Source organism: Curtobacterium sp. PhB130 (assembly GCF_003755165.1).
In the GTDB taxonomy this organism is placed as follows: domain Bacteria; phylum Actinomycetota; class Actinomycetes; order Actinomycetales; family Microbacteriaceae; genus Curtobacterium.
On the sequence record NZ_RKII01000010.1, the window covers coordinates 154,784 to 181,749 of the forward strand.

General features: G+C 71.2%; 25 protein-coding genes. 21 read left to right on the forward strand and 4 right to left on the reverse strand.

Annotated features, from left to right (window positions below):
* Window positions 1-7 precede the first annotated feature (7 nt).
* The gene (locus tag EDF24_RS16445; protein WP_123704281.1) at window positions 8-970 is read left to right on the forward strand and encodes a bifunctional riboflavin kinase/FAD synthetase; all 963 of its coding nucleotides are present in this window, start codon (window positions 8-10) and stop codon (window positions 968-970) included.
* Between the two features lie 171 nt (window positions 971-1,141).
* Here the strand turns inward: EDF24_RS16445 and EDF24_RS16450 are convergent, their stop codons facing one another.
* Both EDF24_RS16450 and EDF24_RS16455 read right to left on the reverse strand, forming a co-directional pair.
* Complete coding sequence (locus EDF24_RS16450; RefSeq protein WP_185021701.1) at window positions 1,142-2,374, reverse strand: DUF349 domain-containing protein; 1,233 nt, start codon at window positions 2,372-2,374, stop codon at window positions 1,142-1,144.
* A 112-nt stretch (window positions 2,375-2,486) separates the two neighbouring features.
* Window positions 2,487-3,311 (reverse strand): peptidylprolyl isomerase, encoded by an 825-nt coding sequence (locus EDF24_RS16455; protein WP_123653575.1) that lies wholly within the window; start codon window positions 3,309-3,311, stop codon window positions 2,487-2,489.
* A gap of 115 nt (window positions 3,312-3,426) precedes the next feature.
* On the opposite strand from EDF24_RS16455, the gene EDF24_RS16460 reads away from it, so the two are divergent.
* The 9 genes from EDF24_RS16460 (at window position 3,427) to aroB (ending at window position 13,598) form a co-directional block, all read left to right on the forward strand.
* On the forward strand, window positions 3,427-4,791 hold the full coding sequence (locus EDF24_RS16460) for a replication-associated recombination protein A (protein WP_123704397.1): 1,365 nt from the start codon (window positions 3,427-3,429) through the stop codon (window positions 4,789-4,791).
* A gap of 226 nt (window positions 4,792-5,017) precedes the next feature.
* Window positions 5,018-5,647 (forward strand): 30S ribosomal protein S4, encoded by a 630-nt coding sequence (gene rpsD / locus EDF24_RS16465; protein ID WP_071300659.1) that lies wholly within the window; start codon window positions 5,018-5,020, stop codon window positions 5,645-5,647.
* A 118-nt stretch (window positions 5,648-5,765) separates the two neighbouring features.
* Window positions 5,766-5,948 carry a hypothetical protein gene (locus tag EDF24_RS16470; protein ID WP_123653574.1) on the forward strand — a complete coding sequence of 61 codons (183 nt, stop codon included), beginning with the start codon at window positions 5,766-5,768 and terminating at the stop codon, window positions 5,946-5,948.
* 50 nt (window positions 5,949-5,998) lie between these two features.
* Complete coding sequence (alaS, locus tag EDF24_RS16475; RefSeq protein ID WP_123704283.1) at window positions 5,999-8,656, forward strand: alanine--tRNA ligase; 2,658 nt, start codon at window positions 5,999-6,001, stop codon at window positions 8,654-8,656.
* 8 nt (window positions 8,657-8,664) lie between these two features.
* A complete protein-coding gene (gene ruvX, locus EDF24_RS16480) occupies window positions 8,665-9,111 on the forward strand; it encodes a Holliday junction resolvase RuvX (RefSeq protein WP_165931529.1) in 447 nt (148 codons plus the stop codon).
* Between the two features lie 70 nt (window positions 9,112-9,181).
* Complete coding sequence (gene mltG, locus EDF24_RS16485) at window positions 9,182-10,687, forward strand: endolytic transglycosylase MltG (RefSeq protein WP_185021702.1); 1,506 nt, start codon at window positions 9,182-9,184, stop codon at window positions 10,685-10,687.
* Window positions 10,688-10,744: 57 nt separating this feature from the next.
* A complete protein-coding gene (aroC, locus tag EDF24_RS16490) occupies window positions 10,745-11,965 on the forward strand; it encodes a chorismate synthase (protein WP_123653570.1) in 1,221 nt (406 codons plus the stop codon).
* The gene (locus EDF24_RS16495) at window positions 11,962-12,504 is read left to right on the forward strand and encodes a shikimate kinase (protein ID WP_260233481.1); all 543 of its coding nucleotides are present in this window, start codon (window positions 11,962-11,964) and stop codon (window positions 12,502-12,504) included. Before aroC ends, EDF24_RS16495 begins: the two co-directional genes overlap by 4 nt.
* A complete protein-coding gene (gene aroB, locus EDF24_RS16500) occupies window positions 12,501-13,598 on the forward strand; it encodes a 3-dehydroquinate synthase (protein ID WP_395868337.1) in 1,098 nt (365 codons plus the stop codon). The genes EDF24_RS16495 and aroB overlap by 4 nt, the downstream gene beginning before the upstream one ends.
* An 8-nt stretch (window positions 13,599-13,606) precedes the next feature.
* Here aroB and EDF24_RS16505 read toward each other — a convergent pair whose 3' ends face one another.
* Window positions 13,607-13,801, reverse strand: a complete 195-nt coding sequence (locus EDF24_RS16505; RefSeq protein ID WP_123653569.1) for a hypothetical protein — start codon at window positions 13,799-13,801, stop codon at window positions 13,607-13,609.
* Entirely contained in the window at window positions 13,801-14,103 is a 303-nt protein-coding gene (locus EDF24_RS16510) for a hypothetical protein (RefSeq protein WP_123653568.1), read from the reverse strand. The genes EDF24_RS16505 and EDF24_RS16510 overlap by 1 nt, the downstream gene beginning before the upstream one ends.
* Before the next feature lie 128 nt (window positions 14,104-14,231).
* Here EDF24_RS16510 and EDF24_RS16515 point away from each other — a divergent pair, with 128 nt between their 5' ends.
* The 11 genes from EDF24_RS16515 to gmk all read left to right on the forward strand — a co-directional run bounded on the left by EDF24_RS16515 (window position 14,232) and on the right by gmk (window position 26,959).
* Window positions 14,232-15,923 (forward strand): AarF/ABC1/UbiB kinase family protein, encoded by a 1,692-nt coding sequence (locus tag EDF24_RS16515; RefSeq protein ID WP_132049553.1) that lies wholly within the window; start codon window positions 14,232-14,234, stop codon window positions 15,921-15,923.
* Between the two features lie 78 nt (window positions 15,924-16,001).
* Window positions 16,002-16,565, forward strand: coding sequence for an elongation factor P (gene efp, locus EDF24_RS16520; RefSeq protein WP_123653567.1), 564 nt, complete (start codon window positions 16,002-16,004; stop codon window positions 16,563-16,565).
* Between the two features lie 11 nt (window positions 16,566-16,576).
* Window positions 16,577-17,029: a transcription antitermination factor NusB gene (gene nusB / locus EDF24_RS16525; protein ID WP_123704287.1), complete on the forward strand. Its 453-nt coding sequence runs from the start codon at window positions 16,577-16,579 to the stop codon at window positions 17,027-17,029.
* A gap of 58 nt (window positions 17,030-17,087) precedes the next feature.
* Window positions 17,088-17,693, forward strand: coding sequence for a bifunctional pyr operon transcriptional regulator/uracil phosphoribosyltransferase PyrR (gene pyrR, locus EDF24_RS16530; protein ID WP_123704288.1), 606 nt, complete (start codon window positions 17,088-17,090; stop codon window positions 17,691-17,693).
* Window positions 17,690-18,685 (forward strand): aspartate carbamoyltransferase catalytic subunit, encoded by a 996-nt coding sequence (locus EDF24_RS16535; protein WP_123704290.1) that lies wholly within the window; start codon window positions 17,690-17,692, stop codon window positions 18,683-18,685. Before pyrR ends, EDF24_RS16535 begins: the two co-directional genes overlap by 4 nt.
* Complete coding sequence (locus tag EDF24_RS16540; RefSeq protein ID WP_123704292.1) at window positions 18,682-20,040, forward strand: dihydroorotase; 1,359 nt, start codon at window positions 18,682-18,684, stop codon at window positions 20,038-20,040. Before EDF24_RS16535 ends, EDF24_RS16540 begins: the two co-directional genes overlap by 4 nt.
* A complete protein-coding gene (locus EDF24_RS16545; protein WP_123704294.1) occupies window positions 20,037-20,579 on the forward strand; it encodes a hypothetical protein in 543 nt (180 codons plus the stop codon). Before EDF24_RS16540 ends, EDF24_RS16545 begins: the two co-directional genes overlap by 4 nt.
* Window positions 20,579-21,778: a glutamine-hydrolyzing carbamoyl-phosphate synthase small subunit gene (gene carA, locus EDF24_RS16550; RefSeq protein ID WP_123653561.1), complete on the forward strand. Its 1,200-nt coding sequence runs from the start codon at window positions 20,579-20,581 to the stop codon at window positions 21,776-21,778. Before EDF24_RS16545 ends, carA begins: the two co-directional genes overlap by 1 nt.
* Entirely contained in the window at window positions 21,778-25,071 is a 3,294-nt protein-coding gene (carB, locus tag EDF24_RS16555; protein ID WP_123704296.1) for a carbamoyl-phosphate synthase large subunit, read from the forward strand. Before carA ends, carB begins: the two co-directional genes overlap by 1 nt.
* 77 nt (window positions 25,072-25,148) lie before the next feature.
* The gene (gene pyrF / locus EDF24_RS16560) at window positions 25,149-26,039 is read left to right on the forward strand and encodes an orotidine-5'-phosphate decarboxylase (RefSeq protein ID WP_185021703.1); all 891 of its coding nucleotides are present in this window, start codon (window positions 25,149-25,151) and stop codon (window positions 26,037-26,039) included.
* Window positions 26,036-26,959 carry a guanylate kinase gene (gene gmk / locus EDF24_RS16565; RefSeq protein WP_123704300.1) on the forward strand — a complete coding sequence of 308 codons (924 nt, stop codon included), beginning with the start codon at window positions 26,036-26,038 and terminating at the stop codon, window positions 26,957-26,959. Before pyrF ends, gmk begins: the two co-directional genes overlap by 4 nt.
* The last annotated feature ends 7 nt before the right edge of the window (window positions 26,960-26,966 follow it).

Consider the following 26,966-nt stretch of genomic DNA (forward strand, 5'->3'; position numbering starts at 1 on the left):
GAGCGACATGCAGTACTACGAAGACGTCGAGGACGTCGCCCAGGGCTTCGGGCCGAGTGCCGTCACCATCGGCAAGTTCGACGGCGTGCACGTCGGGCACCGTGCGGTCATCGCGCACCTCGAGCGCGCCGCCCGCCAGCAGGGACTCGTGTCGACGGTCGTCACGTTCGACCGGCACCCGCTGAGCATCATCGACCCGGCGAAGGTCCCGCCCGCCCTGACGAGCATCGCGCAGCGTCGCGAGCTCCTCGACGACGTCGGTGTGGACGCCACCCTGCTGCTGCGGTTCGACGCGGAGCTGCAGTCCTGGTCGCCGGAGACCTTCGTCGCCCGGATCCTCGTCGACACCCTGAACGCCAAGCTCGTCTTCGTCGGCAGCGACTTCCGGTTCGGGGCGAAGGGCGCCGGCGACGTCGCGCTCCTCCGGTCTCTCGGCGCCCAGCACGGCTTCGCGGTCGAGCTGATCGACGACGTCGACCTCATCGACGACGTCCGGCCCGCGGGTGAGCGCCGCGTCTCCTCCACGTGGATCCGGGAGCTCCTCGGCGAAGGCCGCGTCGCCGAGGCGGCACGGCTCCTCGGGCGTGAGCACGCCGTCCGCAGCGTCGTCGTCCGCGGGAACCAGCGCGGCCGAGCGATGGGGTACCCGACCGCGAACCTCGACCCGTCGTGCGAGGGGTTCGTCCCCGCGGACGGTGTCTACGCCGCACGCGTGCTGCACAACGGCACGACGTACCCGGCGGCGGTGTCGGTGGGGAACAACCCGACGTTTGAGGGGGTCCCCGCGAAGCAGATCGAGGCGCACCTGCTCGACGTCGACATCGACCTCTACGGGGACACCATCGCGGTGCTCTTCGTGTCGTACGTCCGCGGCATGGTGAAGTTCGGCTCGATGGACGAGCTCGCGACGCAGATGCGCCAGGACGACCTCGACATCCGCACCCTGCTCGGGCTCCCCGCCCCGGTCTGACCCGCGGTCCGCCGGGCGCGCGCGACGCGGCTCTGTGCGCGAGACGCCGCTGTGTGGGTGAGACGCCGCGGTCTCCGGCGGCGTCTCGGCACGCGGGCGGCGTCTCGGAGCGCGGACGACAGCGGCCCCGCGACCGGATGGTCGCGGGGCCGCTGCCGTGGTGCCGTGTGATCAGCCGCCGAGGGCGTCGAGCCAGATCTTGCGGGCGTCCAGGGCTTCCTGCGCGTCCTTGATCTTGCGGGCGTCGTCGGAGGCCTTCGCTGCTTCGAGTTCGGCCTCGAGCTTGCCGATCGCGTCCTCGAGCTGGCTCGCGAGCCCGGTCGTGCGGGCCTTGCGCTCCGGGTTCGACTCGCGCCAGTGCGCGTCCTCGAGCCCGCGGACGTGGTCCTCGACGGCACGGAGGCGGTCCTCGACCCGACGGACGTCGGCGCGGGGGACCCGGCCGATCTCGTCCCAACGACGCTGGATGTCGGTCAGGGACTTCCGTGCGGCGGCACGGTCCTGCTGCTGCAGGAGCGGTTCGGCTTCGGCGACGAGCGCGAGCTTGGCCTCGAGGTTGGCGGAGTACTCCTCGTTCTCCGCGGCGCTCTCGGCGTGGCGCTGCTCGAAGAGGACGTCACCCGCGGCCTTGAAGCGGGCCCAGAGTGCGTCGTCGTGGCGCTTGCCCGCACGGCCGGCACGCTTCCAGTCGTCGAGGAGCTGGCGGTAGGTCGGGATCGCGTCGGAGCCCCGGGGCGCGAGTGCCTCGGCCTGCTGGACGAGTTCCTGCTTGCGGGTCCGGGCGTCGCGGTGCTGCGCGTCGAGGTCCGAGTAGAACGCACGACGGTGCTGGTCCACGGTGGAGCGGGCCGAGCGGAACCGCTTCCAGAGCTCGTTGGCCTCGTTCTTGGGGATGCGCGGTCCCTCGTGCTGGTGCTGCTGCCAGCGGGAGAAGACGTCGTCGAGCTGCGCGGTGATCTGCTTCCACTGCGCGCGTGCCGGGTCGACGGCCGCCAGCGCCTCTGCCTCTTCGACGAGGCCGGTGCGGAACGCGAGCGCCTCGGTCAGCGCCTGCTGCGCCTGTTCGGCCTGCTCCTTGGTGAGCGACCCGAGCTGCTCGGACAGCGCCGCGACGCGGTCTTCGAGCGACTTGATGTCGCCGACGACCCGCGCTTCGGTGACGAGCGCCGTCAGGTGCTCGACCGTCCGGGCGACGTCGTTCGCCGATGCGCCGCGCTGCACGCGCTGCTCGGCGATCTTCACCTGGCCTTCGAGGTCGGCGTACTTCCGGGCGAAGTACGCGAGCGCTTCGTCGGCGGTGGCGTCCGGGTACTCACCCACGACACGCTCGGTGTCCTGGTACCGGACGTACACGGTGCCGTCGTCGTCGACGCGCCCCCAGGTCGTTGCTTCGTCAGATCCCACAGGTCTCGCCTCGATCGTGGTCGTGCATCACCGACGTCACCGTCGGCACGGTCAGGAAGCCACCCTATTGCACGGGCGGCCCCAGCGGCCCGCCGATGCGCTCGGCTGTGGACTACTGGTCCTGCTTGATGGTCGCCGCGGTGATCGTGGTGGCCACCTTCGGGGCGCCGGTGCCGTCCGAACTCGCGTCCGAGATGCCCTTCGACGTGATCTTCGACTGGAGCTCGGAGAGCCCGCTCGTGACCTTGCCGACGACGGTGTACCCACCGGTGGAGCCGTCGAGCGTGGTGTCGCCGTAGACGATGAAGAACTGGGTGGACTGCGAGGACGTCGAGGAGCTCCGCGCGATGGCGATCGTGCCCTTGTCGTAGACGTCGTCGCTCGGGGTGTTCTCGATCGGGCCGTACTCGAAGCCGGCGTCACCCGTGCCGTCGCCGTTCGCGGAGCCGCACTGCAGGAACTTGAACCCGTCGCTGTCCGCGAGCCGGTGGCAGGTGGTGCCCTCGTAGAACTGCTTGCGGATGAGGTCGATCTCGACGCTCGTGGCCTGCGGCGCCTTCTTCCCGTCGAGCTCGATCCCGAGCTTCACGTCCTTGTTCAGCGTGATCGAGCCGGTCCACGTGCTGTTCTTCGCGATCGACTTGCTCGGCACGTCGCCCGTGTTGCTCGCGGTGGCGCTGGCGGAGGGGGTGGGCGTCGCGGACGCACTGGCACTGGCGGACGCCGAGGCGCTGGCCTTCCCGGACGGCTGCGAGCCGGCGAAGGCGAGTTGCGACCCGGTGGCGAGGGCGGCGACGACGACGAGAGCACCCAGTCCGACGAGGTTGTCGCGGCGACGGCGACGACGTTGGCGGTCGTGGAGGCCCTGTCGTGCCTCGTAGAGTCGGAGCCGCTCGCGCGCCTCGCGGTTGTCACGCGCCTGGTTCTTGGGTGCCACGGTGCTGATCTGCCCTCTCGTCGCAGTGTGCGACGAGCGTATCGGACCCCTCCCTATGAAGGAGGTGTCGGTGCGCCCGCCTACGATTGAGGACATGGCAGCGGACCGATCGGGCATGAACGCGCCCACGACCGGCGGTCGGACCGGCCTGGCGCAGGGCTCGGTGCCGCTCGCCGTGCGGATGCGGCCGACCAGTCTCGAGGAAGTGGCCGGGCAGCAGCACCTCCTCGGCCGGGGCTCGCCGCTCGTGCAGCTCGCCACCGGCACGCGGGAGAACCCCGGTGGCGTCTCCGTCATCCTCTGGGGGCCGCCCGGCACGGGCAAGACCACCCTGGCCCAGGCGATCGCCCGGCAGTCCGGGCGGGAGTTCGTCGAGCTCTCCGCGGTCACCGCCGGCGTCAAGGACGTGCGCGAAGTGATGGAGAAGGCCCTCACCCACCGTGACCTCTACGGCTCGACGACGGTGCTGTTCCTCGACGAGATCCACCGCTTCAGCAAGGCCCAGCAGGACGCCCTGCTGCCCGGCGTCGAGAACGGCTGGGTGATCCTCATCGCCGCGACGACCGAGAACCCGTCGTTCTCGGTGATCTCCCCGTTGCTCTCCCGTTCGCTGCTGCTCACCCTGAAGCCGCTCACCGACGCCGACCTCGGGATGCTCGTCGACCGCGCCGTGGAGGACCCGCGTGGCCTCGGCGGCTCCGTGGTCCTCGGCGACGAAGCCCGGTCCGCGATCGTCCGGCTCGCGTCCGGTGACGCCCGTCGTGCGCTGACGGCCCTCGAAGCCGCCGCCGCGTCCGCCGGTGCGGCGCAGGACGACGACGACGACCAGGTCCCCGTCGTCGACGCGGACACCGTCGCGGCCGCGGTCGACCGGGCACTGCTCCGCTACGACCGGCAGGGCGACGAGCACTACGACGTCATCAGCGCGTTCATCAAGTCGGTGCGGGGGAGCGACGTCGACGCCGCGCTGCACTACCTGGCTCGGATGATCGAAGCGGGGGAGGACCCCCGGTTCATCGCCAGGCGGATCATCATCTCCGCGTCGGAGGACATCGGCATGGCGGACCCGCAGGCGCTGCCCATCGCGGTCGCCGCCGCCCAGGCCGTCCAGCTGATCGGCATGCCCGAGGGCCGGATCCCCCTCGCCGAAGCCGTCGTCTACCTGGCGACCGCACCGAAGTCGAACGCCGCCTACAACGGCGTGAACGCCGCGATGGCGGACGTCAAGGCGGGGCGGATGGGCGTCGTGCCGAACCACCTCCGGGACGCCCACTACGCCGGGGCGAAGCGGCTCGGGCACGGCAAGGGCTACATCTACTCGCACGACGCCGAGCACGGGGTCGCCGAGCAGCAGTACCTCCCGGACGCGCTCGAGGGCACCGAGTACTACACGCCGACCACGAACGGCTACGAGCGTGAAGTCGGTCCCCGCCTCGACCGGCTCCGGAAGATCACGCGTGGCGCTTCTGGCGACGCCTGAACCCTGCTATCGTTGACGGGCCTAAGTCCTGGTCCTCGCGTGCGGCTGCGTCGAGGACAGAGTGTCGCCTCCACCTCGTGTGGTCCCGCGGCACGGGGGCAGAGGTTCGGACTGTAGCCGTCCGATCCCACAGGCTCATCCCTCTGGATCCCGTCACGGGGTTCGTCGACACGTGCGCGTGCCGAGACCCGCGACAACTTCAGTTCAGTACAGAGAAAAGGACCCTGTGTCTACCAAGTCACGCACCCGCAGCAAGACCCGCCTGTCGCGCGCGCTCGGCATCCCGCTGACGCCGAAGGCGGCCCGTTACCTCGAGAAGCGCCCCTACGGGCCCGGTGAGCACGGCCGTACGCGCCGTCGTGCGGACAGCGACTACGCCGTCCGCCTCCGTGAGAAGCAGCGTCTGCGCGCCCAGTACGGCATCCGCGAGAAGCAGCTCCGCATCGTCTTCGAAGAGGCCCGCAAGACCAACGGCCTGACCGGTGAGAACCTGGTCGAGCTGCTCGAGCAGCGCCTCGACGCCCTCGTGCTCCGTGCCGGCTTCGCCCGCACGACCTCGCAGGCCCGTCAGCTGATCGTGCACCGCCACATCCTGGTGGACGGCAAGCTCGTCGACCGCCCCTCCTTCCGCGTCAAGGAGGGCCAGCTGATCCACGTCAAGCAGCGCTCCGAGTCGCTCGAGCCCTTCCAGGTCGCCGCTGCCGGTGGCCACCAGGAAGTCCTCCCGAAGGTCCCGGGTTACCTCGAGGTCGAGATCGACAAGCTCCAGGCCCGCCTCGTGCGTCGCCCGAAGCGCGCCGAGGTCCCCGTGACCTGCGAAGTGCAGCTCGTCGTCGAGTACTACGCAGCTCGCTGATCCATCGCACTGCCTGAACGGCGGGTCGTCCACTCCGGACGGCCCGCCGTTCGGCGTTCCCGGGGCTGCGGCTAAGCTGGTCGGACGCGCGCCTCGGCGTGCTCGACAAGGAGGCCCCGTGAAGCAGCTGTTCTTCGTCGCCGTCGGCGTCGTCATCGGGTTCCTCGTCGCCCACCGGGTCAGCAGGACCTCCGCAGGCGCGACGTTCCTCGCCGAGGTCGACGCCCGCACGAAGGCCTTCACGAGCGCCGTGGCCGACGGCTACCGTTCCCGCGAAGCCGAGCTCCGCACCGACGCCTGACCGTCGCGCTCACCAGCACGTCCCGCCCTCCCACGTCATCAGGAAGCACCATGCAGACCGCAGAGATCCGCCGCCGTTGGCTCCAGTACTTCGGTGACCGCGGCCACACCGTCGTCCCGTCCGCCTCGCTCGTCTCGGACGACCCGTCGCTGCTGTTCACGGTCGCCGGCATGGTCCCCTTCATCCCGTACCTCACCGGGCTGATCCCGGCGCCGTACCCCCGCGCGACGAGCGTCCAGAAGTGCATCCGCACGAACGACATCGAAGAGGTCGGCAAGACCCCGCGGCACGGCACGTTCTTCCAGATGAACGGCAACTTCTCGTTCGGGGACTACTTCAAGGAGCAGGCGATCCAGTACGCCTGGGAGTTCCTCACGGGCGCGGAGTCCGACGGTGGGCTCGGGTTCTCGGCCGACGACCTCTGGGTCACCGTGTACGAGGACGACGACGAGGCGATCGCGTTCTGGAAGCAGCACTCCTCCCTGCCCGACGAGCGCATCCAGCGCCTCGGCAAGGACACCAACTACTGGTCGACCGGGCAGCCCGGTCCGGCGGGCCCCTGCTCGGAGATCTTCTTCGACCGCGGTCCCGCGTACGGCATCGACGGTGGTCCGGCGACGGACGACGACCGTTACGTCGAGATCTGGAACCTCGTGTTCATGCAGTACCAGATCGCCGACGTCCGCTCGAAGTACGACTTCGAGATCACCGGCGAGCTGCCGAACAAGAACATCGACACCGGCATGGGCCTGGAGCGCGTCGCGTTCATCAAGCAGGGCGTCGACAACATGTACGAGATCGACCAGGTCCGCCCGGTCCTCGACAAGGCGGCGGAGATCTCCGGTCGCCGGTACGGCGCGGTGCACGAGGACGACGTCCGCATGCGCGTCATCGCGGACCACGTCCGTTCCGCGCTGATGCTCATCGCCGACGGGGTCTCGCCGTCGAACGAGGGTCGCGGCTACATCCTCCGTCGCCTGCTCCGCCGGACGGTGCGCGCGATGCGCCTGCTCGGCGTGGAGACCGCGACGTTCCCGCAGCTGTTCCCGGAGTCGCGTGACGCCATGCGCGACGCCTACCCCGAGGTCGCGTCGGACTACGACCGCATCGCGCGGATCGCCTACGCCGAGGAAGAGACCTTCCTCCGCACGCTCGCACAGGGCACGACGATCCTCGACGTCGCGGTGGAGCGTGCGAAGCAGGACGGCCAGCCGTCGATCGGCGGTGACACCGCGTTCCTGCTCCACGACACGTTCGGGTTCCCGATCGACCTGACGCTCGAGATGGCGGAGGAAGCGGGGGTCCACGTCGACCGCACCGCGTTCGACACCCTGATGTCCGAGCAGCGTGCCCGCGCCAAGGCGGACGCGAAGAGCAAGAAGACCGCCCTCGCGGACCTCAGCGTGTACAGCGCGTTCCGGGCCAGGGGCGAGACCACGTTCCTCGGCTACGACGCGCTCGAAGCCGAGTCGAACGTGCTCGGCATCATCGTCGGCGGCGTCAGCGTCGATCGCGCCGTCGTGGGCGACATCGCCGAGGTCATCCTCGGTGAGACCTCGCTCTACGCGGAGTCCGGCGGCCAGGACGCGGACCAGGGCTCGATCATCGGCAACGGCTTCGACCTCGAGGTCCTCGACGTCCAGCGCCCGGTCTCCGGCCTCTGGAGCCACACCGTGCAGGTGCGCTCGGGTGAGGTCGGTGTCGGCGACGCGGCCACCACTGTCGTCGACGCGGAGTACCGCCGCGGTGCCACGCAGGCGCACTCGGCGACCCACCTCGTCAACGCCGCACTCCGTGACATCCTCGGCCCGGAGGCGCTGCAGGCCGGCTCCTACAACAAGTCCGGCTACATGCGCCTCGACTTCTCCTGGAGCCAGCCGATCTCGCTCGCGACGCGCTCCGAGATCGAAGAGGTCGTGAACACCGCGATCCGCTCCGACCTCGAGGTCTCGACGCGCGTGCTGCCCCTCGACCAGGCCAAGGAACTCGGCGCCCAGGCGCTCTTCGGCGAGAAGTACGGCGCCGAGGTCCGCATGGTCGACATCGGCGGCCCGTGGTCCCGCGAGCTCTGCGGTGGAACGCACGTCGCCTCGAGCGCGCAAGTCGGTCTGGTCAACCTGGTCGGTGAAGCCAGTGTCGGGTCGACCAACCGTCGTGTCGAGGCGCTCGTCGGCCTCGAGGGCTTCCGCGACCTCGCGGTCGAGCGCACCATCGTCTCGCAGCTCTCGAGTGCACTGAAGGCACCCCGCGACGACCTCCCGACCCGCGTCCAGTCCCTGATGGAGGACCTCCGCACCGCGCAGAAGCGCATCGCGGAGTTCGAGTCCGCGGGGCTGCAGCAGCGTGTGCCGACCATCGCCCGCCAGGCGACGACGATCGGCGGCACCACGGTCGTGGCCGAGTCGGTCGACGGCCTGAAGTCCGGTGACGACCTCCGCGCGCTCGCGACCGGTGTCCGTGGTCAGCTCGGCGACGGCGCCGCCGTGGTCGTCCTCGGTGCGGTCGTCAACGACAAGCCGGTCGTCATCGTCGCCACCAACGACGCCGCGCGCGCCGCCGGTGTGCAGGCCGGCCCCCTCGCCAAGGAAGCGGCCGGTGTCCTCGGCGGCGGTGGCGGCGGCAAGCCGGACCTCGCCCAGGGCGGCGGCACGGACCCGGCGGCACTCCCGGCGGCGCTCCGGGCGGTCACCGCTCGGCTCGCGGGCTGAGCGTGTCGATCCGCTCCGGGCGTCGGCTCGGCGTCGACGTCGGCCGTGCCCGGATCGGGGTCGCCGTGTGCGACCGCGACGGCCTGATCGCGACACCGGTGGAGACCGTCAAGCGCGACGACTCCGGCGACCTGGTCCGGATCCTCGCGATCGCGGACGAGTACGACGTGCTCGAGGTCGTGGTCGGCCTGCCGCTGTCGATGTCCGGCGGCGACACCCCGTCCACGACCGACGCACGCGAGTTCGCCGCGCGGATCGCGGAGCACCGGCCGGTGCGCCTCGTCGACGAGCGGCTGTCCACGGTGACCGCGCAGCGCGGCATGCGGCAGGCCGGGCGCAACGCCAAGAAGTCGCGGTCCGTGATCGACCAAGCGGCCGCTGTTATCATTCTGCAACATGCGCTCGACCACGAGCGCGCGTCCGGTGCCCCTCCTGGGGCCACGCTCCCCGAGTAGGGCTGCCCTCCCGCCGATCCGATCGGCGGTGCCCCCCGCGGAGCCTTCCCGACCGAGAGACCGAGGACCGTTGGCAGACGACCTGGACTGGAACGCGATCATCGCGCCCGGCAACGACGCCGAGCGGCAGGACCAGCAGTCCGCCGCCGGCGCATCAGACGACGCTCCTCGGTCCGCCGGGCCGGCAGACCCACCACTCTCCCGCCGGGAGGCCCGTGCCCGGGAAGCCGCATCGGCTCGCCGCGCTGAGCCCCCGGCTCCAGAGCCGGAACGGCCGGTCTCGCCGGCCGACGACGGCCAAGCGGAGCCGGCCGGTGAGCCGGCGGCGCCGGCCGCCGAACCGGTGGCGGAACCCACCGACGCGCTGCACCCCGAGCTGCACCCGGAGGTGCACGCGTTGCTCGGTCCGGACGACGGCGGGGCCGACGGGGGCGGTGGAGCCGCGGGAGGCGGCGGACGCGGGCGACGTGGCGGCGGCGGGCGAGCCTCCAGGCCGCCGCGGGAACCGCACCGACGGTCGCGTGGCGGACTGATCGCCGGGATCGTCATCGTCGCGGTCGTGCTGGCCGCCGGTGTCGGGGCGTACACGTTCGCGGCGCCGAAGGTGCAGCAGGTCATCGGCGCGCTGACCGGCGCCAAGGAGACCGACGACTACACCGGCTCCGGTACGTCGAAGGTCACCATCACGATCAAGCAGGGCGACATCGGCGAGGACGTCGCGAAGACCCTCCAGCGGAGCGGCGTCGTGAAGACCTCGTCCGCGTTCTACAAGCTGCTGCTGGCGTCCAGCGACGTCCAGTTCCAGCCGGGCTCGTACGCGATGAAGAAGCACATGAGCTCGAAGGCGGCACTGGCCGCGCTCCAGGACGACAAGAACAAGGTCACGGCGTCGATCGTGATCCCCGAGGGCACCGCGCTCAAGGACATCGAGGCGGGCATGGTCTCGAAGGCCGGCCTCAGCGAGGCCGAGGTGTCCGCGGCGGCGAAGGACCTCTCCGCCTACGACCTGCCGTCCGGCGTCACCACGCTCGAGGGCTGGTTGTTCCCGGCGACCTACCCGATCAACCCCGGGTGGACGGCGAAGCAGTACTTCCAGTCGATGGTCAGCACGATGAAGCAGCACCTCACCGCGGCCGGCGTCGCCGAGGCCGACCAGGAGCACGTCATCGTGTTCGCGTCGCTCGTGCAGAAGGAAGCAGGGCTCGCGGCGGACTACCCGAAGGTCGCGCGGGTCTTCCAGAACCGTCTCGACCAGGGCATGAAGCTGCAGTCCGACGCCACGGTCGCGTACGGCACCGGCAACACGCACCGGGTGACGACGACCGACGCCGAGCGGAACGACGCGTCGAACGTGTACAACACCTACCAGCACGCCGGGCTGCCGCCCGCGCCGATCTCGAACCCGGGTGACATCGCCATCAAGGCCGTCACCGCGCCCGCGACCGGCAACTGGCTGTACTTCGTGACCGTGAACCTCGAGACGGGTGAGACCGCGTTCTCGGACACGTACGCGCAGCACGAGGTCGCCGTCAAGCAGTTCCAGGCGTGGCTCCGCGCACACCCCTCCTACCAGTAGCGTGGCGTCCTCCCACGGGCGCGTCTTCGAGCCGACGCCTGTGGGAGGATGGACACCATGCTTCGTTGGTTGACCGCTGGTGAGTCCCACGGACCCGAACTGATCGCGATGCTCGAGGGCCTGCCCGCCGGCGTCCCGGTGTCGTTCGAGTCCATCCGTACCGACCTCGCGCGGCGCAAGCTCGGCTACGGCCGCGGCTCCCGCATGAAGTTCGAGCAGGACGAGTTGCACGTGTCCGGCGGCGTCCGCCACGGGTACTCCCTCGGCAGTCCGATCGCCATCCGCATCGGCAACACCGAATGGCCCAAGTGGGTCGAGGTGATGAACCCGGAGCCCGTCGAGGAGACCGAGCTCTCCCGTGGCCGCAGTGCGCCCCTGACGCGCCCCCGCCCGGGTCACGCCGACCTGGTCGGCATGCAGAAGTACGGCTTCGACGAAGCCCGCCCGATCCTCGAGCGCGCCTCGGCACGAGAGACCGCTGCCCGCGTCGCGCTCGGCGCCGTCGCGAAGTCCTTCCTCGCCGAGCTCGGCATCCGGTCCGTCGCGCACACCCTGCAGGTCGGGACCGTCCGCGTGCCGGACGGCACCGCGCTCCCGCAGCCGGACGACGTCGACCGCCTCGACGAGGACCAGCTGCGGTGCTTCGACGCGGAGACGTCGGCCCGCATGGTCACCGAGGTCGAAGCCGCCAAGAAGGACGGGGACACCCTCGGCGGTGTCGTCGAGGTGCTCTTCTACGGCGTCCCGCCGGGGCTCGGCTCGCACGTGCAGTGGGACCGCCGACTCGACGCACGGCTCGCCGCAGCGATCATGGGCATCCAGGCGATCAAGGGCGTCGAGGTCGGTGACGGCTTCCAGACCGCCGGCCGCCGCGGCTCCGAGGCGCACGACGAGCTCTACCGCGAAGACGGCGAGATCATCCGCACGAGCGACCGTGCCGGCGGCACCGAGGGCGGCATGTCCACGGGCACCGTGCTCCGGGTCCGCGCGGGCATGAAGCCGATCGCGACCATCCCGCACGCGCTGCACACCATCGACGTCACCACGGGTGAGGACGCCTCGGCGCACCACCAGCGGTCCGACGTCTGCGCGGTCCCCGCAGCGGGCGTCGTGGCAGAGGCGATGGTCGCACTGGTGCTCGCCGACGCCGTGCTCGAGAAGTTCGGTGGCGACAACGTCGTGGAGACCAAGCGCAACCTCGAGTCGTACCTGGCCTCGATCCCGGAGACCCTGCGCTCCCGTCGGACCGAGCCGGCTGCGCACTCGTCGTCCTGGTGAGCACGGAGGGCGTCGGCACCCCGACGGCCCCGACCGCGCCCGTCGTCATCATCGGTCCGATGGGCGCGGGCAAGTCGAGCGTCGGCAAGCGCGTGGCGAAGCAGCTCGGCGTGCCGTTCACCGACACGGACCGCGTCATCGTCCGTGAGCACGGGCCGATCCCCGGGATCTTCGCGGACCGCGGGGAGCCGGCGTTCCGTGCCCTCGAAGCCGAGGCGGTCCGTCAGGCGATGGCGACCGGCGGCGTGATCGCCGTCGGTGGTGGCGCCGTCACGCACGCCGCCACCCGCGAGGCACTGGGCGGCGCGCGGGTCGTGCTGCTCACGGTCTCACCGGAAGCCGTCGCCGAACGCATCACCGGGTCCGACCGACCCCTACTTGCGTCGGGCGGCATCGACGCGTGGCAGACCATCATGGACGAGCGCGCCGCGACCTACGCGGAACTCGCGCACACCGTCGTCGACACCTCTCGTCGGCCGATGTCCCACGTCGTCGACGACGTGGTGACCTGGCTGACGAGCACCGAAGGAGCACCGTGACCGAGTCGATCCTGCCCGAGGGCACCACCGAGATCCGCGTCGGCGGGGACGACGGGTACGTCGTCGCAGTCGGTACCGGGCTGCTCGGCTCCGTGCCGGCGCTGCTCGGACCGCGGGTCGCGAAGGTGCTCATCGTGCACGCACCGACGCTGGGCGCCCGCGCGGAGGAACTGCGCGTGCAGCTCGTCGACGCCGGCCTCGAGGCGCTCATCGCCGAGGTCCCGGACGCCGAGGGAGCCAAGCGCGTCGAGGTCGCCGCGTTCTGCTGGCAGATCATGGGCCAGTCGGACTTCACCCGCACCGACGCCGTCATCGGCCTCGGCGGGGGAGCCGTCACCGACCTCGCCGGGTTCGTCGCAGCGACGTGGCTCCGCGGCGTGCCGTACATCGCGATCCCGACCAGCGTCCTCGGCATGGTCGACGCGAGTGTCGGCGGCAAGACCGGCATCAACACGAACGAGGGCAAGAACCTCGTCGGGGCCTTCTTCGCCCCCAAGGCGGTCGTCGCGGACATCGACCTGGTCCGCACCCTGCCGAAGAACGACGTCCTGACCGGGTTCGCCGAGATCGTCAAGGCCGGGTTCATCGCCGTCCCGGAGATCCTCGACGTGATCGAGGCCGACGTCGAGCGTGCGACCGACCCCACCACGCCGGAGTTCCGCCGCGTCGTCGAGCTGGCGATCGAGCTGAAGGCGCAGGTGGTGTCGGACGACTTCACCGAGCAGGGCCGCCGCGAGATCCTGAACTACGGCCACACCCTCGGCCACGCGATCGAGCACGCCGAGCGGTACCAGTGGCGCCACGGTGCTGCGGTGTCGGTCGGCATGGTGTTCGCGGCCGAACTGGCCCGTCTCACCGGGCACCTCGACGACGCGACCGTCGATCGGCACCGGGCGATCCTGGAGTCGCTGTCGCTGCCGACGACGTACCCGCTCGGCCGTTGGGAGGGGCTGCTCGCGACCATGCGCCGTGACAAGAAGGCCCGCGCCGGGATGCTCCGGTTCATCATCCTCGACGGTGTCGGCAAGCCGACCACGCTCGAGGGTCCCGAGGACCACCTCCTCTTCACCGCGTACCAGGAGGTCGGGGTCTAGCCGACCCGCTACCGGAGCACCCGGAGCGTCCGCCGCCACCACCACTTCACGTGCATCGACACCGTGACGACTCCGGTGCGCTCGTACTCCCGCCATTCGTCGACGGTCGCCCCTTCTTGCCAGGCATCGAGCACTTTGTCGTCCTCTTCGGTGCCGTTGACGTCGAACACCGGTCGGTCGGGCAGCGGGGCGAACAACGGCATCAGGGTTCCTCCTGGTCGTGCGGCGGGTGGTGGCGGTCGAGTACATGGCGCCGGAGAGCTCGGCGTGCGAGTTCCTGGTCCGGCTTGGGCGCCCACCGTACGTCGATGAGGCGCTGGAGGACAGTTCTCGAGATGTCGTATTCGGACTGGCTCCGGTTCGCGCGAACCGCCCAGGTCAGTCGTTCCCATGCGTGGTTCCGGTCGGCGGCGCGGCGGGCCTGGAACGCGCCGAACCAGCTGACCACGGCGGCCGCGATGGCGGCGGCAGCCGCGACGGCGGCGGCGATGAGTGCTGTGTCCATGGGACGAGCGTGACGCCCTGGCGGCGGTCGACCGACGGGGGCGAGCCGACCTGTGGAGGGGGAGCCGTGCCTCCCGGCTGTGGAGGAACGACCCGGGGAAGCCCAGGCCGGGGGAGCATGCTGGCCGTGTGCCCAACCCACCCCGCCTGAGCGACCTCGGCGGCGGCCCGACCGTGGACGCGGGGACCCTCAGGACCCGCGCGCGCCGCTTCGCCGAACTCCTCGCCATCGCCCGCCGCCACGGCCTCGTCCCCTTCCGCCGCCTCGACTTCACCCGCGACCCGGAGACCTCCGACACGCGCCGTGACCAGGCCGAGCACCTGCGCCGCGCGCTCGAGGAAGCGGGCGGCGGGTTCGTGAAGATGGGCCAGCTGCTCTCCACGCGCGACGACCTGCTGCCCGACGAGTGGACCGAGGGGCTCGCGCACCTGCAGCGGAACGTCACGCCGGCGGACCCGACGGCGGTCGCCGAGCTCCTCGCACGGGAACTGCACGCTCCCGTCGACCAGGTCTTCCAGTCCTTCGACAACACACCGGTCGCGGCCGCGTCCATCGCGCAGGTGCACCGTGCGCGGCTGCACGACGGCACCGCGGTGGCCGTGAAGGTGCAGCGCCCCGGCATCGACGACGCGGTCCGGCGTGACGTGGACATCGCGCTGCGGGTCGTCAAGTTCATGGCGCGCACCTCCGCCGAAGCGCGACAGGTCGGCGTGCAGGACGTCGCGGCGCAGTACGCGGCCGACCTGATCCGGCAGGTCGACTTCGGGTCGGAGCTCCGGAACCTCGAGACCCTCCGCGCGGCACAGGCCAGGAGCGCCCGTCCGGACGAGATCCGGTTCCCCGATCCCTACCCGGAGCTGTCCGGCCGGCGCGTCCTGGTGATGGAGTTCCTCGAGGGCGACACGCTCAGCGCGATCCGGGCGTCCCGCGCAGACCGCGACCTGGACGAGCCGATGCGGGCGATCCTCCGGGCGTTCCTCCGGCAGGTCGTGTTCGACGGGGTCTACCACGGCGACCTGCACCCCGGGAACGTCCTGCTGCTGCCCGACGGCCGACCGGCGCTCATCGACTTCGGGTCGGTCGGGCGCCTCGACCCCGGGCTCCGCGACGTCGTGCAGGAACTGCTGGCCGCGTACATCCAGGACGACACCGCCCGCATCGCCGACGCGGTGCTGCGGATGGCACCGGTCCGACGTGCCGAGGACGAGCCGGACTTCCGTCGCGACATCGCCCGGTTCGTCGCCGACGAGCTCGGACCCGGCGCGCGCATCGGGGTGGAGACCGTCGACGACGCGGTCGAGGTGTTCGGGCGGTACCGGCTGAAGGCGCCGCCGGACTTCGTGGCGGCTGCGCGGGCACTCGCGATCTTCGAGGGGACGCTCCGCAGTCTTGTGCCCTCGTTCGACCTGCTCGAGGAGTCCCGGAACCTGGCGCGCGAGCAGATCCGCGACCAGCTCCGCCCGAGTGTCCTGCGGGACGTCGCAGCACGCGAGCTCTTCGGCCTGTTCTCGACCGTCAGACGACTGCCGCGGCGGGTCGACCGCATCGGGGAGGCGATCGAGCACGGCCGGCTCTCGGTGAACATCCGCCTCCTCTCCGACCGGCGGGACCGGCAGACCCTGTCCGGGATGATCCGGCGGGTCCTCCTGGTGCTGCTCGGTTCCGGTGCCGGGATCCTGGCGATCGTCTACCTGGCGTCGCCGGCTCGTCCCACCGCCGTCATCGGCACCGGGACGGCCGGTGGGCTGCTCGGGGGAGCGGCGGTGGTGCTGCTCGTCTGGGCCGCGATCGACGCGTGGCGTGCCCGCCGACGGGACTGAGCCGGTCGGCTACACTCGACCGGGGCGCGCAGCCGCCCGCACACTTCATTCATCAACACGAATTGGACATCGACACCCATGGCCAGTACCACTGACATCAAGAACGGCGCCGTTCTCATCATCGACGGGCAGCTCTGGTCGGTCGTCGAGTTCCAGCACGTGAAGCCCGGCAAGGGTGGTGCGTTCGTCCGCACCAAGCTGAAGAACGTCGTCTCCGGCAAGGTCGTCGACCGCACGTTCAACGCGGGCGCGAAGATCGAGACCGCGACGGTCGACCGCCGCGACTACCAGTTCCTCTACGAGGACGGCGACTCCTACGTGTTCATGGACACCGACACCTACGACCAGATCCCGGTCCCCGCGACCGTCGTCGGCGACGCGAAGAACTTCCTCCTCGAGTCCGCGATGGTCACCATCGCGATGAACGAGGGCAACCCGCTCTACATCGAGCTCCCGACGTCGATCGTCACCGAGATCGAGACCGAGCCGGGCCTGCAGGGCGACCGTTCGTCCGGTGGCACGAAGCCCGCGACGATCAAGGCCACCGGCTACCAGATCCAGGTGCCGCTGTACCTCGAGACGGACACCAAGGTGAAGATCGACACGCGCGACGGCAACTTCCTCGGCCGCGTCAACGACTAGGCGCTGACCGTATGAGTGCTCGTTCGAAGGCCCGCAAGCGCGCCCTCGACATGCTGTACGTGGCCGAGGTCCGGGAACTCCCGATCGCGGACGTCCTCGCCACGGAGACCGTCCGGCACCTCGACCAGCCCGAGCGTGCGTCCAGCTGGGACTACGCCCGGCAGGTCGTCACCGGCGTCGAGGACGCCCGCGCGGAGATCGACGCGGTGATCGTCGAACACGCCCAGGGCTGGTCGATCCCGCGGATGCCGGTCCTCGACCGCTGCATCCTCCGGATGGGCGTGTGGGAGATCCGGTTCAACCCGGAGGTCCCGGACGCCGTCGCCATCGCCGAGGCGGTCGAGCTCGCGCAGTCGCTGTCCACCGAGGAGTCGGCGGGCTTCGTCAACGGCGTGCTCGGAGCGATCGCCGGGGGCCGTGCACCGTCCGGTCGGTCGGTCGCAGGGGACCAGGAGTCCCGGTAGGGTTGACCACGTCAGCATCCTTTAAATGCCGTCCTGAGAGGCGGGGAAGGAGGTCGGCGTGGGTACCAGAACGGTCCTGCAGCACTCCGACATCACGCGTGCTCTGACACGCATCGCGCACGAGATCCTCGAGGCCAACCACGGCGCCTCGGACCTGGTGCTCCTCGGCATCCCGACCCGGGGTGCCGTCCTCGCGGAGCGGCTCGGCCGCATCCTCGCGGACATCGAACCCGAGTGGGACGGCCGCGTCGGCACGCTCGACGTGACGATGCACCGCGACGACCTCGGTCGCGGCATCGGCCGGGCGCCGCACCGGACGACCATCCCCGCCGGCGGCATCGACGGCCGGGTCGTCGTCCTGGTCGACGACGTGCTGTACTCGGGGCGCACGGTCCGAGCGGCCCTCGACGCCCTGCAGAACATCGGTCGGCCGCGGGCGGTCCGCCTCGCCGTGCTCGTGGACCGCGGGCACCGGGAACTCCCGATCCGTGCGGACCACGTCGGCAAGAACCTGCCGACCGCGTCCGACGAGCGCGTCACCCTCCGGCTCACCGAGACCGACGGCGCCGACGAGGTCGTCATCGAACAGCCGCAGCAGCCGCAGCAGCCGCCGCCGCAGCTGCAGCAGCAGCAGCAGCAGCCGGCACCGGGAGGCGTCGCGTGAAGCACCTCCTCTCCACCGCCGACCTCTCCCGCGCCGACGCGATCCAGATCCTCGACGTCGCCGAGGAGATGGCCGAGGTCAACCAGCGCGAGGTCCGGAAGCTCCCGGCCCTCCGCGGCAAGACCGTCGTGAACCTCTTCTTCGAGGACTCCACCCGCACGCGGATCTCCTTCGAGGCCGCCGCGAAGCGCCTCTCCGCCGACGTCATCAACTTCGCCGCGAAGGGCTCCAGCGTCTCCAAGGGCGAGTCGCTCAAGGACACCGTGCAGACCCTCGGCGCGATGGGCATCGACGGCATCGTCATGCGCCACGGCGCCTCCGGTGCACCCCGGGTGCTCGCCGACGCGGACTGGATCGACGTCCCGGTGGTGAACGCCGGCGACGGCACGCACGAGCACCCGACGCAAGCGCTCCTCGACGCGTTCACGATGCGGCGGCGGCTGCACGGCGCCGGCAGTCGCGGGCAGGCGCTCGACGGGGTCCGTGTCCTCATCGTCGGCGACGTGCTGCACAGCCGCGTCGCCCGCAGCAACGCGTGGCTCCTCCGCACCCTCGGCGCGAGCGTGACCTTCGCGGCCCCGCCGACGCTGCTGCCCGTCACGACGACCCCGTTCGGCGCCGCCGTGCACCACGACCTCGACACCGCCCTCGCCGAGGACCCGGACGTCGTGATGACGCTCCGCATCCAGCAGGAGCGCATGAACGACGCCTTCTTCCCGAACCCGCGCGAGTACACACGCCACTGGGGCCTCACCGCCGCGCGGTTCGCGCGGCTCTCCGAGCGCACGCTCGTGATGCACCCCGGGCCGATGAACCGCGGCCTGGAGATCGCCGGCGTCGCCGCCGACTCGCCCGCATCGACGATCGTCGAGCAGGTCGAGCACGGCGTCTCCGTCCGGATGGCCGTCCTGTACCTGGCCCTCACGGGCGACCTGGGCCTCACGGGCGCAGGCGCCCCGTCCGGCACCGACCAGAAGGAGTCCGTCGCATGACCGCTCACCTCATCCGCGGCGCGCAGCTGGTCGACGGCTCGCGTGCCGACATCCGCCTGGAGGGACGGCGCATCACCGCGATCGGGTCCGGTCTCGACGCGGCCGGCGCCACCATCGTGGACGCGGACGGCCTGATCGCCCTGCCCGGTCTCGTGGACCTGCACACCCACCTCCGCGAGCCCGGTCACGAGGAGTCCGAGACGGTCCTGTCCGGCTCGCGCGCCGCGGCCGCTGGCGGCTTCACCGCCGTGAACGCGATGGCGAACTCGAGCCCGGTCGCGGACACCGCGGGCGTGGTGGAGCAGGTCCAGGCGCTCGGCGACGACGCGGGCTACGTCACGGTCCGCCCGATCGGCGCCGTCTCGCAGGGCCTGCAGGGCACGCACCTGTCCGAGATCGGTGCGATGGCGACCTCGCGGGCGAAGGTCCGGGTGTTCTCCGACGACGGTTCGTGCGTGTCCGACCCGCTCCTGATGCGCCGGGCGCTCGAGTACATCAAGGGCTTCGGCGGTGTCCTCGCGCAGCACGCACAAGAGCCCCGCCTGACCATCGGCGCGCAGATGAACGAGGGTCGTCTGTCCTCGGAGCTCGGCCTCGCCGGGTGGCCCGCCGTGGCGGAGGAGGCGATCATCGCCCGGGACGTCCTGCTCGCCGACCACGTCGGAGCACGCCTGCACGTGTGCCACGTCTCGACGGCCGGCAGCGTCGAGGTGATCCGCTGGGCCAAGTCCCGCGGGATCGACGTCACGGCAGAGGTCACGCCGCACCACCTGGTGCTCACCGAGGACCTCATCGCGGGGATCGACGGTGCTCCCGGGTACGACGCCCGCTACAAGGTGAACCCGCCGCTCCGTGCTCGTGAGGACGTGGACGCCCTCCGCGCCGCCCTCGCCGACGGCACGATCGACATCGTCGCGACGGACCACGCACCGCACACGGCAGAGGCGAAGTGCTGCGAGTGGCCGGCGGCCGCGAACGGCATGGTCGGTCTCGAGTCCGCGCTGAGCGTCGTCCAGGCCGCGGTGGTCGAGGACGGCCGCCTCGACTGGGCCGACATCGCCCGCGTGCTCTCGAGCGCTCCCGCCCGGATCGGCCAGGTCGAGGGCCACGGTCAGGCGATCGCCGAGGGCGCCCCCGCGGAGATCACCCTCTACGACCCGAGCGCGAGCCGCGAGTTCGCCGTCACCGACCTCGCCGGGCAGTCGCAGAACTCGCCCTACCTCGGGATGCGCCTGCCCGGGCGCGTCGTCGCGACGTTCCACCACGGGTACCCGACGGTGCTCGACGGCGCGGTCGTCGACGCGGAGACCATCGCAGCAGCCGCTGCCGCAGCGCGGACGGCGGTGACCGCGTGAGCGGCGACGCCGCACGCTGGCTCCTCGGCGGCGTGATCCTCCTCGCGGTGGCCGCGCTGTTCGTGGCCATGGCGCGCACGTGGCGGACGCGGGTGCGCAAGCAGACGGAAGCCGTGCCTCCCGTCAGCGTGCCGTCCGACGTCGGACCGGCGGCCGGGTCGTGGGACGGCTTCACCGTCGCGACGACCCGCGCCGACCTGCCGCTCGAACGCATCACCGCCGGCGGACTCGGCTTCCGCGGTCGCGGCGGCGTGACCGTCCACGACGACGGCGTCGTCCTGCACCTCGCCGGCGCGGACGACCGCTGGCTCGCCGCGGACGCGCTCCGCGGCGCCGACCGCGCCACGTGGGCCATCGACCGTGTGGTCGAACCCGGGGGACTGGTCCGTCTGCGATGGACGGCGACCGGCGCCGCAGGTGCGACGGACCTCGACACCTACTTCCGGTTCCCGGAGGACGACGCAGCAGCACTGCGGGCGCTCCAGGAGCTGGCGACGAAGCACAACCACCCGCACACCGCGGGCGAAGGGACGAACTGATGACACGCGAACGGGCCGTGCTGGTCCTCGAGGACGGCACCCGCTACGACGGATGGGCCTACGGCGCCCGCGGACGCACCCTCGGCGAGGTCGTCTTCGCAACCGGGATGACCGGGTACCAGGAGACGCTGACCGATCCGTCCTACGCCGGGCAGATCGTGGTGCAGACCGCGCCGCACATCGGCAACACGGGTGTGAACGACGAGGACCCCGAGTCCCGTCGCATCTGGGTCGCCGGGTACGTGGTGCGCGACCCCAGCCGCGTGGTGTCGAACCACCGTGCGAACGCCTCGCTCGACGACCACCTGGAGCGCGACGGCATCGTCGGGATCTCAGGGATCGACACCCGCGCGATCACCCGCCGGATCCGTGACGCCGGCGCGATGAAGGGCGGCGTGTTCAGCGGCCCGGACGCGGCCCTGTCGCCCGAGGAGCAGGGCCGGCTCGTGCGCGAGCAGGTCGACATGGCGGGGCAGAGCCTCTCCGCGGCGGTCTCCACCGCCGAGCCGTACGTCGTCCCCGCCGTCGGCGAGCAGATCGGCACGCTCGCCGTGCTCGACCTCGGCGTCAAGGCGTCGACCACGCGCTACCTCGCCGCCCGCGGCTTCGAGGTGCACGTGCTGCCGCAGGACTCGACGATCGAGGCGCTCCGCGACCTCGCGCCGGACGCCCTGTTCTACTCGAACGGCCCGGGTGACCCGGCCGCGTCGGAGTCGCAGGTCGCGCTGCTGCAGGAGAGCCTCCGCGACGGCCGCCCGTTCTTCGGCATCTGCTTCGGCAACCAGCTCCTCGGCCGCGCGCTCGGCTTCGGCACCTACAAGCTGCCCTTCGGCCACCGCGGCATCAACCAGCCGGTGCTCGACACCACCACCGGCAAGGTCGAGATCACGAGCCAGAACCACGGCTTCGCGGTCGACGCCCCCGTCGGCGAGGTGCTCGAGTCCCCGGTCGGCTTCGGTCGCGTCGAGGTCTCGCACTACTCGCTCAACGACAACGTCGTCGAGGGCCTCCGCGCGCTCGACATCCCGGCGTTCAGCGTGCAGTACCACCCCGAGGCGGCCGCCGGACCGCACGACAGCATGTACCTGTTCGACCGCTTCCGGGACATGGTCGTGGCGCGCAACGAGGGCCGTCCGCTGGACGCAGCCACCGCCGACGCGACCACCCCCGCAGCCGACGTCACGAAGGAAGGCAACTGATGCCGAAGCGCCCTGACATCAACTCCGTCCTGGTCATCGGCTCCGGCCCGATCGTCATCGGGCAGGCCGCCGAGTTCGACTACTCCGGCACCCAGGCCTGCCGTGTCCTCCGCGCCGAGGGCATCCGCGTGATCCTCGTCAACCCGAACCCGGCGACGATCATGACGGACCCGGACTTCGCCGACGCCACCTACATCGAGCCGATCACGAACGCCTCGATCGAGGAGATCATCCGCATCGAGCAGCCGGACGCGATCCTGCCGACGCTCGGCGGCCAGACCGCGCTGAACGCCGCGATCGCGCTCGACGAGGCCGGCATCCTCGCCGAGCACGGTGTCGAGCTCATCGGCGCCAAGGTCGACGCGATCCAGCGCGGCGAGGACCGGCAGCTCTTCAAGGAGCTCGTGCTCGAGTCCGGCGCCGACGTGGCCCGCAGCCACATCGCCCACACGCTCGAAGAAGCCAAGGAGTTCGCGAAGGACCTCGGCTACCCGCTCGTCGTCCGCCCGTCCTTCACCATGGGCGGTCTCGGCTCCGGCTTCGCGTACACCGAGGAAGAGCTGATCCGGTTCGTCGGTGACGGGCTGCAGTCCAGCCCGACGACCGAGGTCCTGCTCGAGGAGTCGATCCTCGGCTGGAAGGAGTACGAGCTCGAGCTGATGCGGGACAACTACGACAACACCGTCGTGGTCTGCTCCATCGAGAACGTCGACCCGGTCGGCGTGCACACCGGCGACTCGATCACCGTCGCCCCCGCGCTCACGCTGACCGACCGCGAGTACCAGAACATGCGGAACATCGGCATCGACATCATCCGTCGCGTCGGTGTCGACACCGGTGGCTGCAACATCCAGTTCGCCGTCGACCCGGCGAACGGCCGTCTCATCGTCATCGAGATGAACCCCCGTGTCTCGCGCTCCAGCGCGCTGGCGTCGAAGGCGACGGGCTTCCCGATCGCGAAGATCGCCGCGAAGCTCGCCATCGGGTACCGCCTCGACGAGATCCAGAACGACATCACCCGGGTCACCCCGGCGAGCTTCGAGCCGACGCTCGACTACGTCGTCGTGAAGACCCCGCGCTTCGCGTTCGAGAAGTTCCCGGCCGCCGACGCCACCCTGACCACGACGATGAAGAGCGTCGGCGAGGCGATGGCCATCGGCCGGAACTTCGCCACCGCCCTGCAGAAGTCGCTCCGCTCGCTCGAGAAGCGCGGCTCGAGCTTCCACTGGGACACCCCGGCGGCCGAGCTCGACAAGGACGCCCTCCTCGAGAAGTCGAAGATCCCGACCGACGGCCGCATCGTCACGGTGCAGCAGGCGCTCTACGCCGGTGCCACCGTCGAAGAGGTCTTCGCGGCGAACGCGATCGACCCGTGGTACCTCGACCAGATCGTGCTGATCAACGAGGTCGCGGCCGAGGTCCGGGACGCCGAGACCCTCGACGCGGACACGATCCGCTGGGCCAAGGAGCACGGCTTCAGCGACATCCAGATCGCGTCGCTGCGGAGCACCGCCGACCAGCAGGTCACCGAGCAGCAGGTCCGCGACGCCCGGCACGAGCTCGGCATCCGCCCGGTCTTCAAGACGGTCGACACCTGCGCCGGCGAGTTCCCGGCCCTGACGCCGTACCACTACTCGTCCTACGACACCGAGACCGAGGTCGCCCCGTCGAGCCGCAAGAAGGTCGTCATCCTCGGCTCCGGCCCGAACCGCATCGGCCAGGGCGTCGAGTTCGACTACTCCTGCGTGCACGCGTCCTTCGCGCTGAGCGACGCCGGGTTCGAGACGATCATGATCAACTGCAACCCTGAGACGGTCTCCACCGACTACGACACCTCGGACCGGCTGTACTTCGAGCCCCTGACCACCGAGGACGTCCTCGAGGTCATCGAGGCCGAGGCCGCGTCCGGCGAACTCGTCGGTGTCGTCGTGCAGCTCGGCGGCCAGACGGCCCTCGGGCTCGCGAAGCCGCTCGAGGCCGCCGGGATCCCGATCCTCGGCACCAGCCCGACGGCGATCGACTCCGCCGAGGAGCGCGGTCAGTTCTCCGCGATCCTCGACGCGGCCGGGCTGCTCGCGCCGCGGAACGGCACCGCGCACGACCTGGAGAGCGCGACCGCCGTCGCCGAGGAGATCGGGTACCCGGTCCTCGTCCGCCCGTCGTTCGTGCTCGGCGGCCGTGGCATGGAGATCGTCTACGACGCCACCGCGATGGCCGACTACTTCGGCCGGATGGCCGACCAGGCGATCATCGGCCCGGACCTGCCGCTCCTGGTGGACCGGTTCCTCGACGACGCCGTGGAGATCGACGTCGACGCGCTGTTCGACGGCGAGCGGCTCTACATCGGCGGCATCATGGAGCACATCGAAGAGGCGGGCATCCACTCGGGTGACTCGTCCTGCACGCTCCCGCCGGTCGGTCTCGGCCGCGGCGAGATCCAGGCGGTCGTCGACGCCACCGAGAAGATCGCGCGCGGCATCGGCGTGCGCGGGCTCCTCAACGTGCAGTTCGCGATCGGCGCCGGCGTGCTCTACGTGCTCGAGGCGAACCCCCGCGCCAGCCGCACCGTGCCGTTCGTCTCGAAGGCGCTCGGCATCGCCCTGGCGAAGGCGGCCGCCCGGATCATGACCGGCACCTCGGTCGACGCCCTCGTCGAGGAAGGGCTCCTGCCCGCCCGCGACGGCGCGTTCGTGCCGGCGCAGGCCCCGGTCGCGGTCAAGGAAGCGGTGCTGCCGTTCCGCCGCTTCCGCACCGCCGAGGGCCAGGTCGTCGACTCGGTGCTCAGCCCCGAGATGCGCTCCACCGGTGAGGTCATGGGCATCGACCGCGACTTCCCGCGGGCGTTCCTCAAGTCCCAGATCGCGGCGTACGGCGGGCTGCCGACCAGCGGCACCGTGTTCGTGAGCGTCGCGGACACCGACAAGCGCGCCATCGTGCTGCCCGTGCACCGGCTGCAGCAGCTCGGCTTCACGATCACCGCGACCGAGGGCACCGCCGAGGTGCTCCGCCGCAACGGCATCCTCGTCGACGTGGTCGGCAAGTACAGCCAGGGCGGCGAGAGCGTCGTCGACCTGCTCGCGCGCAACGAGGTCGACATCGTGATCAACACGCCGAGCGGCGCGTCGGGTCGTGCGGACGGCTACGAGATCCGCGCGGCCACGGTCGCCGCGGACAAGCCGCTGTTCACGACGATCGCGCAGCTCGGCGCGGCCGTCGCGGCGATCGAGACGATCGGCACCGCGCACAGCGTGCGCAGCCTGCAGGACTACGCGCTCGAGCGGGCGGGCTGGTGACGGAGGGCCCCGTGGACGCTGCGCAGCCTGGGCCCACGCCGCCGGTTCCGGACCGACGCGCCAGCGGCGGGACGGCCGTGCCGGTGGGGGGAGGGCCGACCCCGTTCGGCGTCCGGCTCGCCGCCGCCATCGGGTCGCGTTCCGCCCTGTGCGTCGGGATCGACCCCCATGCCGCCACCCTGGCGGCGTGGGGGCTCGGTCGCGACGAGGCGGGGCTGACCGCGTTCGGCGCGACGCTCGTGGACGCGGCCGCCGGCCGCGCCGCGGTCGTGAAGCCGCAGGTCGCCTTCTTCGAGGCGGCCGGGGTGGCCGGCTACCGCGCGCTCGACGCGACGATCCGTCGGGCACGCGATGCGGGCCTCCTGGTCGTCGCCGACGTGAAGCGGGGCGACATCGGCTCGACCGGTGACGACTACGCGACCGCGTGGATCGACGCCGACGGGCCGTTCGCAGCCGACGCGATGACGGTGTCGCCGTACCTCGGGTACGGGTCCCTGCGCGGCACGATCGACGTGGCCCGGCGGAACGGCGCCGGCGTGTTCGTGCTCGCCGCGACGAGCAACCCCGAGGCCCGGGTGCTCCAGACGGCGGTCCTGGCGGAGGGGCCGCGTGCCGGGCGCTCCGTCGCTGCCGGTATCGTTCTGGACGTGGCAGACGACAACCCGGCCGTGGACGACCAGGCCATCGGGGACGTCGGGCTCGTGCTCGGCGCCACCCTCGACCTGACGGACTTCGGCATCGGCGCGGACGAGATCGGCACGTCGCCGGTCCTCGCACCGGGCTTCGGTGCCCAGGGCGCCCGCATCGAGGACCTCAGTGCCCTGTACGGCTCGCGTGCCGAACAGGTGCTCGTGAGCGAGTCCCGCGGGCTCCTGACCGACGGCCCGGACGGCGTGGCGGCCCTGGTGGCCGACCGTGCGGACCGGATCCGTCTTGCGCTGGCGTCCGACGGCGGGTCGGCCGCATGACGGACGACCGCACGGACCTCCCCGCGCACCGCAACCCGCCGGAGGTGGACCGGGCCGCCGCTGCCCGTGCCGCCGTCGCCGCCCGTCGCGCCCGCGCCGCCGTCAAGGCCGCCGTCGCGTCGGGGGAGCGGTCCGCGCTCGACGTCGCCCGTGCCGCCTGGGACGAGGACGTCACCGCCGAGACCGCCGCGGAGCGCTCGCTCCGGGTCCGCGACCTGCTGACGAGCCTGAGCGGCATCGGCCCGGCCCGTGCCGAGACCATCATGGGGACGCTCCGCATCGCGCCGTCGAAGCGGCTCGGCGGACTCGGCAGCCGGCAGCGTGCCGCACTGGCCGAGTGGCTGGCCGCCCGTGGCCGGAAGCGTGGCACCTCGAAGCTCGTCGTCCTCGCCGGACCCACCGCGGTCGGCAAGGGCACGGTCAGCGCGTACATCCGCGAGCAGTACCCGGACGTGAACCTCAGCGTGTCCGCGACGACCCGGAAGCCCCGCCCGGGCGAGGTCGACGGCGTGCACTACTACTTCGTCGACGACGCCGAGTTCGACCGGATGATCCGGGAACGCGAGCTGCTCGAGTGGGCGACCGTGCACAACTCGTACCGGTACGGCACTCCGCGGCCGCCGATCGACCGCGCGCTCGACGCCGGCGACAAGGTGATGCTCGAGATCGACCTGCAGGGTGCCCGGCAGGTGCGGGACGCCATGCCCGAGGCCGTGCTCGTCTTCCTGCTGCCGCCCACGTGGGAAGAACTGGTCCGCCGGCTCATCGGCCGCGGCACCGAGTCCTCCGAGGAACAGGCCCGTCGGCTCGAGACCGCGAAGGTCGAACTCGCCGCCCAGGACGAGTTCGACGTGCGGATCGTGAACTCCGATGTCGGCACCGCGGCACGTGAGGTCGTAGACTTGTTCACTGCGCCCTAGCCGGGAG

Excerpts from the sequence above, each read along its gene's own strand:
- EDF24_RS16505 (WP_123653569.1), bottom strand. The coding sequence starts at position 13,801 with ATGCCGTTGTTCGCCCCGCTGCCCGACCGACCGGTGTTCGACGTCAAC.
- EDF24_RS16460 (WP_123704397.1), top strand. The coding sequence starts at position 3,427 with ATGAACGCGCCCACGACCGGCGGTCGGACCGGCCTGGCGCAGGGCTCG.
- efp (WP_123653567.1), top strand. The coding sequence starts at position 16,002 with ATGGCCAGTACCACTGACATCAAGAACGGCGCCGTTCTCATCATCGAC.
- gmk (WP_123704300.1), top strand. The coding sequence starts at position 26,036 with ATGACGGACGACCGCACGGACCTCCCCGCGCACCGCAACCCGCCGGAG.
- nusB (WP_123704287.1), top strand. The coding sequence starts at position 16,577 with ATGAGTGCTCGTTCGAAGGCCCGCAAGCGCGCCCTCGACATGCTGTAC.
- EDF24_RS16540 (WP_123704292.1), top strand. The coding sequence starts at position 18,682 with ATGACCGCTCACCTCATCCGCGGCGCGCAGCTGGTCGACGGCTCGCGT.
- aroC (WP_123653570.1), top strand. The coding sequence starts at position 10,745 with ATGCTTCGTTGGTTGACCGCTGGTGAGTCCCACGGACCCGAACTGATC.
- alaS (WP_123704283.1), top strand. The coding sequence starts at position 5,999 with ATGCAGACCGCAGAGATCCGCCGCCGTTGGCTCCAGTACTTCGGTGAC.
- EDF24_RS16510 (WP_123653568.1), bottom strand. The coding sequence starts at position 14,103 with ATGGACACAGCACTCATCGCCGCCGCCGTCGCGGCTGCCGCCGCCATC.
- carA (WP_123653561.1), top strand. The coding sequence starts at position 20,579 with ATGACACGCGAACGGGCCGTGCTGGTCCTCGAGGACGGCACCCGCTAC.
- carB (WP_123704296.1), top strand. The coding sequence starts at position 21,778 with ATGCCGAAGCGCCCTGACATCAACTCCGTCCTGGTCATCGGCTCCGGC.
- EDF24_RS16445 (WP_123704281.1), top strand. The coding sequence starts at position 8 with ATGCAGTACTACGAAGACGTCGAGGACGTCGCCCAGGGCTTCGGGCCG.